Raw genomic sequence first — 7415 nt, forward strand, 5'->3', positions numbered from 1 at the left:
TTTCGGCGGGTGGCCGCCTCTTTCCATGCGGGAGGGGCGCTCTGCTCCCCCGCATTCACACGTCACGGATCGAAGGAAACCACCATGCTCTACGTCAAGAATGTCCCCGGCTGGGAACGCGCCCTGCGCATCGCCCTGGGCCTCGCCGGCCTCGCCTTCGCCGCCCTGAACTGGCCGGCGAATGCCATGGCCGTCGCGGTCGGCCTCATGGGCGCGATGCTGGCCCTCACCGGGCTGGTCGGCTTCTGCCCGATGTGCGCGATGGTCGGGCGCAGGCTCGACAAGGGCCGCTGACCCATGGCCACCGCAGCGATCGACCGCACCTGCCTGATACTGGCCGCGCAGACCGGCGACCCCGTCGCCCTCGAAGGCCTGCTCGCCGCCTGCCAGACCGACGCGCGCCGCTACGCCCGCCGGCACTGCCAGGCCAGCGACGTGGACGACGCCGTGCAGGAATCGCTGCTGGTGGTCGCGCGCCGCGTGCGCGGGCTGCAGGCGGCCGCGGCGTTCTCGTCGTGGCTGTTCACCGTCATCCGGCGCGAATGCCTGCGCCTGCAGCGAGCGATGTTCCGCCACGACCCGCTCGACGAAGACACCGTCGAGCGCCAGCTCTCGGCCCGCAGCGACCACGCGCTGCGCATCGACCTGGCCCATGCGCTCGAATCACTGCCGGCGCACTACCGCGAGGTCGTGCTGCTGCGCGACTTCGAGGAACTCACCATCGCCGAGATCGCCGAGCGCCTGGGCGAGCCGCCGGGCGCCGTGAAGAGCCGGCTGCACCGGGCGCGCCTGCTGGTGCGGGAGTACCTGCTGGGGTAGCCCGGGGGTGCTCCAGTCGAGGGGCGATGCGACAATCTCGCCGCAATGACAGACACCCTCACGATCACCCGCCCAGACGACTGGCACCTGCACGTGCGCGATGGCGCCGCCCTCGAAGCCGTCGTGCCCCACAGCGCCCGCCAGTTCGGCCGCGCGCTGATCATGCCGAACCTGCGTCCGCCCGTGACCACCGCCGCCCAGGCCGTGGCCTACCGCGACCGCATCCGCGCCGCCGTGCCCGCGGGCACGTCCTTCGAGCCCGTGATGTCGCTCTACCTGACCGACAAGCTGCCGCCCGAAGAAATCGCGCTGGCCGCCGAAGCCGGCGTGCGCGCGCTCAAGCTGTACCCGGCCGGCGCCACCACCAACAGCGATGCCGGCGTGACCGACATCCGCAAGACCTACAAGACGCTCGAGGCCATGCAGAAGCACGGCCTGCTGCTGCTGGTGCACGGCGAAGTGACCGACCCCGCCATCGACCTGTTCGACCGCGAAGCCGTGTTCGTCGACCGCGTGATGATCCCGCTGCGCCGCGACTTCCCCGAACTCAAGGTGGTGTTCGAGCACCTCACCACCAAGGAAGGCGCCCACTACGTGCGCGACGCCGACCGCTTCACCGCCGCCACCATCACGGCGCACCACCTGCTGTACAACCGCAACGCCATCTTCACCGGCGGCATCCGCCCGCACTACTACTGCCTGCCCGTGCTCAAGCGCGAGACGCACCGCGTCGCGCTGGTCGAGGCGGCCACCAGCGGCAGCGACCGCTTCTTCCTGGGCACCGACAGCGCGCCGCACCCCGCGCACCTGAAGGAACATGCACTGGGCTGCGCCGGCTGCTACACCGCGCTCACCGCCATCGAGCTGTACGCCGAGGCCTTCGACAGCGTGAACGCGCTCGACAAGCTCGAAGGTTTCGCCAGCTTCCACGGCCCCGACTTCTACGACCTGCCGCGCCACACCGACACCATCACGCTCAAGCGCGAAACCTGGACCCTGCCCGAGACCGTGCCCTACGGCGAAGCCACGCTCAAGCCGCTGCGCGGTGGCGAGACGGTGAACTGGAAGCTCGCATGACGGCGCTGGTGCCCCTGTCGTCGCTGCGCGTGATGCTGCTGATCGACGCCGACAACGTCTCGGCCGACGTGATCGAGCAGGCCGTGCAGCGCACGATGGAGGACTTCGGCGCCATCCACGTGCGCCGCGCCTACTGCAACGCCGAGATGGCCGTGAACCGCCAGGCGCTGTTCAAGCGGCTGTCGGTGCGGCCCATGGTGAACCTGTCGGCGGGCAAGAACAGCACCGACATCGCGCTGGCCGTCGACGCCATCGACCTCGTGATCGCCGAGCGGCCCGACGTGGTCGTACTGGTGTCGTCCGACTCCGACTTCGCGCCGCTGGTGATCCGCCTGCGCGAAAAGGGCTGCCGCGTCTGCGGCATCGGCCAGCAGGGCAAGACCGGCGAAGAGACCGTCGGCATCTACGACAGCTTCATCGACCTCGCGCACCACGGCATCAAGCCGGCCGTGCGCACCGCACCGGCCAAGAAGGTGGCGGCTGCGAAGAAGACGCCGGCCGCGAAGACCGCCCCCGCGAAGAAGGCTGCGGCCAAGACCGCGCGCAAGACGGCGGCGAAGACGGCCAAGCCGGTGGCACCGCCACCGCCGCAGCAGCCTGAAATCTCCGAAGCCGCCGAGTTCATCCTGCAGGCCGTGCCCGCGCTGCGCCGCGGCACCGACGTGCCGCTCAACGACGTGGCCAAGGCCCTGCGCACCGCCGGCCTGCTCAGCAAGAGCGGCAGCTCGCTCAAGCTCTTCGACAAGCTCACGGGCGAGTTCGCGGTGATGCAGCATCCCGACCGCATCCGATGGACGGGGGCGCCCGCGCCTTGAGCCCGGGCCTGCCGGCGGTCGCGGCCATCGATTGGGCTGCACCCTGGCTGGCGCCGTACCTTGATCCCGGCGAAGCCGTGGCGCGGGCCGTCGCACAGACCGGCACCGTCGCCGCCGCGCTGCAGGCGGCCAAGCCACCCGCCGTGCCCGACTTCGTCACGCAGGACGCGCTGCCCGAGGGCCAGGCCTACGAGGCCCACATCTTCCGCACGCGCACCGTGCCCACGCGCGACAACCTGCACGACTTCTTCAACGGCCTGGTCTGGCTGGCTTTCCCTGAAACCAAGCGCCGGCTCAACGAACTGCAAGCCGCCGAGATCGCACGCGCCGGCGTCGGCGCCACGCGCGGGCCGCTGCGCGATGCGCTCACGCTGTTCGACGAGAACGGCGCGGTGCTCGATGCGCCGCCTGCGCTGTGGGAGGCGCTGGTCGCGCGCGACTGGCAGGCGTTGTTCGTCACGCGGCGCAGCCTGTGGCATGAGGCGCGCCTGCTGCTCTTCGGTCATGCGCTGCTCGAAAAACTGGTGACGCCGCGCAAGCCGATCACCGCGCATGTGCTGCTCACGCACCGTGCGACCGGCGCCGCAGCCCTCGACGATGCGGCGATCGCGAGAAATATCGATGCGAAACGGCTTGAAGCGAAGCCTTTCGTTCCCATTCCGGTGCTCGGCGTGCCTGGCTGGTGCGTCGAAAATGCATCGGCTTCGTTCTATGCCGACCCGCAGGTCTTTCGACCCTTGCCGGGCGCGTTGTCAGAGCTGAAGTCGCGCTAGCGTTCATGGGCCCGGGAGGGGCCTTTGCCCAGCGCTTGCATCGCGCGCCACGCGCGCGTCATACGTTCACATGCCAGGGGAGAGGTCAAAAAGATGGACACCATCATCATCGTGCTCAAGGTGGGGCTGATTCTTTACGGGATCTACAGCTTCATCGTCTACATGTCGCGACGCTCCGACAACCGGAGTGCCCTGAAGGACTTCCGCAATGCACAGGTGCTGCGTCGCATCACCGACGAAGAAAAATCGGCACTGCAACCCTTCCTGATGGGGCAGAAGCTCACGGTCGACGACAACGTGCGCGAACTCAGCGGTGTGTTCCTGCGCCATGGCCTGTCGACGCAGGGCTCGTCCACCGAGCACGACACCATCGGCGATGTCGATGTGCTGCTGCCCTACGACGCCATCGACTACATCGAGCCGCACAACCAGGCGCTGGTGGTGCTGGCCGGAAAGTGCGCCGTCGTGATCCGCCTGAACGGCTTCGATCTGCTCGAAGGCCGGCAGCGCGCGCAACGCCAGCAGGCGCAGGACCGGCAATGGACGCGCGGCGAGATCGGCGCGCTTCCGTCCCTCGACGAGACCGGCGCGGACGCCGGTGTAGCCCTGCCCGAAGCCGTGGCCGCCTCGGTCGCGACCGACCCGAACGCGCGCTACCGGCGCGGCGAAGTCGACATCCTGAATCAGCGCGTTGAAACGCCCGAGGAGGTCGAGAGCCGCGTGGGGCGCGGCGGCTGGATCTCGGCCTTCGCCTGGGTGCTCGCCTTCGTCCTGTTGTGGGCCGCCACCTGGGACGTCACGCAAGCGGTGAGCGTCTACCTGTCGGGCGCAGGCCTGCTCGCGGGCCTGTGGGCCGCGTGGCAGTTCGTGCGCAAGCCGTCGGCGACGGCGCATGTGCGGCAACCGCAGCCGGTGAACCGTGTGCGCGGCATGCTCAACCAGATCGCGGTGGTCAACGCCAGCAACGCGTCGATCCAGAACGTGAGGCTGTTCATCGGCGACAAGCTGAGCCTGGTGCTGCCTTCGCATTGGCGCAAGACGGCGTCGGTCCCTTACGGCGAGGTGATCGAAGCCGAGCTGCGCACCAGCGACTACAGCGCCGTGAGCTTCGGCGACAAGTGGTCGGTGGCCGACGAATGGCGGCGTTTCAGGCCCGCGTACTGGGGGCGGCACTTGCTGCATCTGGTCATCGGCCTGCTGGCCATCGGCGCGGTCGCGCTGTCGGCACCGGACCCGCGCGGCGAGGCCGCACTGGCCGCGCAATGGCTCACGAATGGCGGCACCGCGGCCATCTATGGCGATGCCGGGCAACTCGCCGACAAGCCGCCCCGTTGGGGCAGCCGTGCGCGCATGGAAGGCGAAGGCCGGTGCGAGATCGACATGAGCGGCCGCACCGAAGAACACAACAGCGGCGTGCCCGCCATCGATTGCAGTTTCGTGCGCTGGAACGGCACTGCGCCCGTCATCCCCGCGCTCGACATCCCGCCCAGCGTGCTGGCGCTCGCCGAGCCCGGTTTTCTTCGCGCCACCGAGAACCACGCGATGGCCAGCCTGATCGCGATGCTGCGCATGCAGCAGATGGGCGGACAGGCCTCCGACCCGCTCGCGGCCTACCGTGCGCGCGAGAGCGTGCCGTTGACCGTGCGCGGCTTCGACCGCTCGGTGGCGATGATCGACGCCGCCTGCAAGGACGCCGCCGGCCTGTCGCCCGCCGCCTGCGAGCGCCTGCAGCGCGAGCTCGTGCGCGCCATCGACGCCACGGTCGACAAGGACGGCGTCGAGACGCCCGTGAACACCTGGCAGGCGCTGGCGACCAGCGCGGCAGCGGGGAAGGAGAACGCCGACCTCGTGCTGTCGCGCCAGCAGCTGGCGTCGGTGCAGCGTGCGCTGGCGCAAGCGGTCGACAGCGTGGTGGCCACGAAGATCGAGGCTGCGCTTCCGGCCATCGTGCCCGCCCAGGGCGGCGTGCTGTTGGCATCTCCCACCCGCATCGGCAACGCGCGGGTGCAGGCGCCCGGCGAAGGAAGTGACGATGTGTCGGCCGCAGGCGCGCCCGTGGCCGATGTCGGCGAAGACGACACCGACAGTTCCCTGCTCGCCCACTGGACCCGCCTGCAGCGCAACGCCACCGCGGAAGGCCTGAAGCCCTTCACGCTCGAAGGCCTCGTCACCGCCAGCGGCAAGGACACCACCGGCACGCCGTGGGTGCGCATCGACCCGAGCCTCGATGCCTCGCGCATGACCGCAGCGGGCGCGCACGTGCTGTGGTGGCTGTTCGCCGCGGGGCTGGTGCTGGTCAACGGCGTGCTGTTCGTGCTGCGCTGGACGCAGGACAGCCGCCGCCGCGACCGGCTCGAGGCCGACATCGCCACCCGCCCGGCACCGGGCACCAGCGGCCTTTTCTGACAGGCCTTGACTCCTGCGGGGAATATCGGGGCGCCAGAACTTTTGCTCCTATCATGGCTCCACCGGAAGCAACACCGAGGGCCTCCCTGTCGCGCGCGGCTTGAAGAGGGCCCCGGGGCCCTTATCTAAGGGGGCAGATTTCCCCACGGAGAATTCAACTTGAAACGTATCCTTCTGTTTGTCCTGACCAACGTGATGGTCGTCGCGGTGCTCGGCGTGGTCGCCAGCCTGCTCGGCGTCAACCGCTTTCTCACGGCCAACGGGCTCAACCTGACGGCGCTGCTCGGCTTTGCGCTGGTCATGGGTTTCGGCGGCGCGATCATCTCGCTGCTTATCAGCAAGCCCATGGCCAAGTGGACGGCCGGCCTGCGCATGATCGACAACCCCCAGTCGCCCGACGAGGCCTGGATCGTCGGCACCGTGCGCAAGTTCGCCGACAAGGCCGGCATCGGCATGCCCGAGGTCGGCATCTTCGAAGGCGAGCCCAATGCCTTCGCCACCGGCGCGTTCAAGAACTCGTCGCTCGTGGCCGTGTCCACCGGCCTGCTGCAGGGCATGACGCGTGAAGAGGTCGAGGCCGTCATCGGCCACGAGGTGGCGCACATCGCGAACGGCGACATGGTCACGATGACGCTGATCCAGGGCGTGATGAACACCTTCGTCGTGTTCCTCTCGCGCGTGATCGGCTACGCGGTCGACAGCTTCCTGCGCCGCGGCGACGACCGCTCGTCGGGCCCCGGCATCGGCTACTACGTGAGCACCATCGTGCTGGACATCGTGCTCGGCTTCGCCGCTGCGATGGTGGTGGCCTGGTTCTCGCGCCAGCGCGAGTTCCGCGCCGACGCCGGCGCCGCCGCACTCATGGGCAACCGCCAGCCGATGATGAACGCACTCGCGCGCCTGGGCGGCCTGCCGGCCGGCGAGCTGCCCAAGGCCGTGGAAGCCATGGGCATCACGGGCGCGATGGGCAAGCTGTTTGCCACGCACCCGCCGATCGAAGAGCGCATCGCGGCGCTGCAGAACGCGCGCTGAGCCCACTGCAGAGGGCGGCCAACGCCGTCGCCCATGAAAAAAGCCGCCACAGTGATGTGGCGGCTTTTTTCGTTGGGGCCGGCCTGATCTAGCTGATGCAAAAAACCAATTAAATCAACAGCTTAAAGGATCTGGCAATGTTGATTCGACGCAACGTGGAGAGGCTCAAGCCCTCCGCGTTGGTCTGCTGCTGGCTTGCTCGAAGCGCCCTCGTGGGGCCGCTAATCAAGCCTGACGCTTGGCATAAGGTTCGATCTCCCATCCCGACTAAATTAGCTAAAAATTGATCCACGTTTTTCATTTCAATTGATCCATCTAATGCCTTCATTCGTGGGGCGGAAAGCTGCGAATGCAGGGTCAAACGATCATGAAAAATCGGACTCTTTTTGGCTCAAATTTGGATGAAAAACACGCCCCGTGTTGATTGCCGCCGAAATTTGACCCAGTTAACGCAGTAATTTCCGTCTAAGACTGACCCACGTAAAACCCTACC

The 7415-nt window shown here is 68.1% G+C and carries 7 protein-coding genes; all 7 read left to right on the forward strand.

What is annotated here, in order from left to right:
* Positions 1–84 precede the first annotated feature (84 nt).
* The 7 genes from AC07O4_RS26160 to htpX all read left to right on the forward strand — a co-directional run bounded on the left by AC07O4_RS26160 (position 85) and on the right by htpX (position 6922).
* The gene (locus tag AC07O4_RS26160) at positions 85–294 is read left to right on the forward strand and encodes a YgaP family membrane protein (protein WP_495306046.1); all 210 of its coding nucleotides are present in this window, start codon (positions 85–87) and stop codon (positions 292–294) included.
* A gap of 3 nt (positions 295–297) precedes the next feature.
* On the forward strand, positions 298–819 hold the full coding sequence (locus AC07O4_RS26165; RefSeq protein ID WP_495306047.1) for an RNA polymerase sigma factor: 522 nt from the start codon (positions 298–300) through the stop codon (positions 817–819).
* 45 nt (positions 820–864) lie between these two features.
* Positions 865–1896 carry a dihydroorotase gene (pyrC, locus tag AC07O4_RS26170; protein WP_070060172.1) on the forward strand — a complete coding sequence of 344 codons (1032 nt, stop codon included), beginning with the start codon at positions 865–867 and terminating at the stop codon, positions 1894–1896.
* Positions 1893–2711 carry an NYN domain-containing protein gene (locus AC07O4_RS26175; protein ID WP_495306048.1) on the forward strand — a complete coding sequence of 273 codons (819 nt, stop codon included), beginning with the start codon at positions 1893–1895 and terminating at the stop codon, positions 2709–2711. The genes pyrC and AC07O4_RS26175 overlap by 4 nt, the downstream gene beginning before the upstream one ends.
* Entirely contained in the window at positions 2687–3484 is a 798-nt protein-coding gene (locus AC07O4_RS26180; protein WP_495306049.1) for a DUF3025 domain-containing protein, read from the forward strand. Before AC07O4_RS26175 ends, AC07O4_RS26180 begins: the two co-directional genes overlap by 25 nt.
* A gap of 93 nt (positions 3485–3577) precedes the next feature.
* Positions 3578–5890 (forward strand): IgaA/UmoB family intracellular growth attenuator, encoded by a 2313-nt coding sequence (locus AC07O4_RS26185; protein ID WP_495306050.1) that lies wholly within the window; start codon positions 3578–3580, stop codon positions 5888–5890.
* Positions 5891–6049: 159 nt separating this feature from the next.
* Positions 6050–6922 (forward strand): protease HtpX, encoded by an 873-nt coding sequence (htpX, locus tag AC07O4_RS26190; protein WP_139701422.1) that lies wholly within the window; start codon positions 6050–6052, stop codon positions 6920–6922.
* Positions 6923–7415 lie beyond the last annotated feature (493 nt).

This window comes from Variovorax sp. GW821-FHT09D04, assembly GCF_059416405.1.

Bases quoted from the DNA above. Each gene is read 5' to 3' on its own strand.
- AC07O4_RS26165 (WP_495306047.1), top strand. From the start codon at position 298: ATGGCCACCGCAGCGATCGACCGCACCTGCCTGATACTGGCCGCGCAG.
- AC07O4_RS26185 (WP_495306050.1), top strand. From the start codon at position 3,578: ATGGACACCATCATCATCGTGCTCAAGGTGGGGCTGATTCTTTACGGG.
- AC07O4_RS26160 (WP_495306046.1), top strand. From the start codon at position 85: ATGCTCTACGTCAAGAATGTCCCCGGCTGGGAACGCGCCCTGCGCATC.
- AC07O4_RS26175 (WP_495306048.1), top strand. From the start codon at position 1,893: ATGACGGCGCTGGTGCCCCTGTCGTCGCTGCGCGTGATGCTGCTGATC.
- pyrC (WP_070060172.1), top strand. From the start codon at position 865: ATGACAGACACCCTCACGATCACCCGCCCAGACGACTGGCACCTGCAC.
- AC07O4_RS26180 (WP_495306049.1), top strand. From the start codon at position 2,687: ATGGACGGGGGCGCCCGCGCCTTGAGCCCGGGCCTGCCGGCGGTCGCG.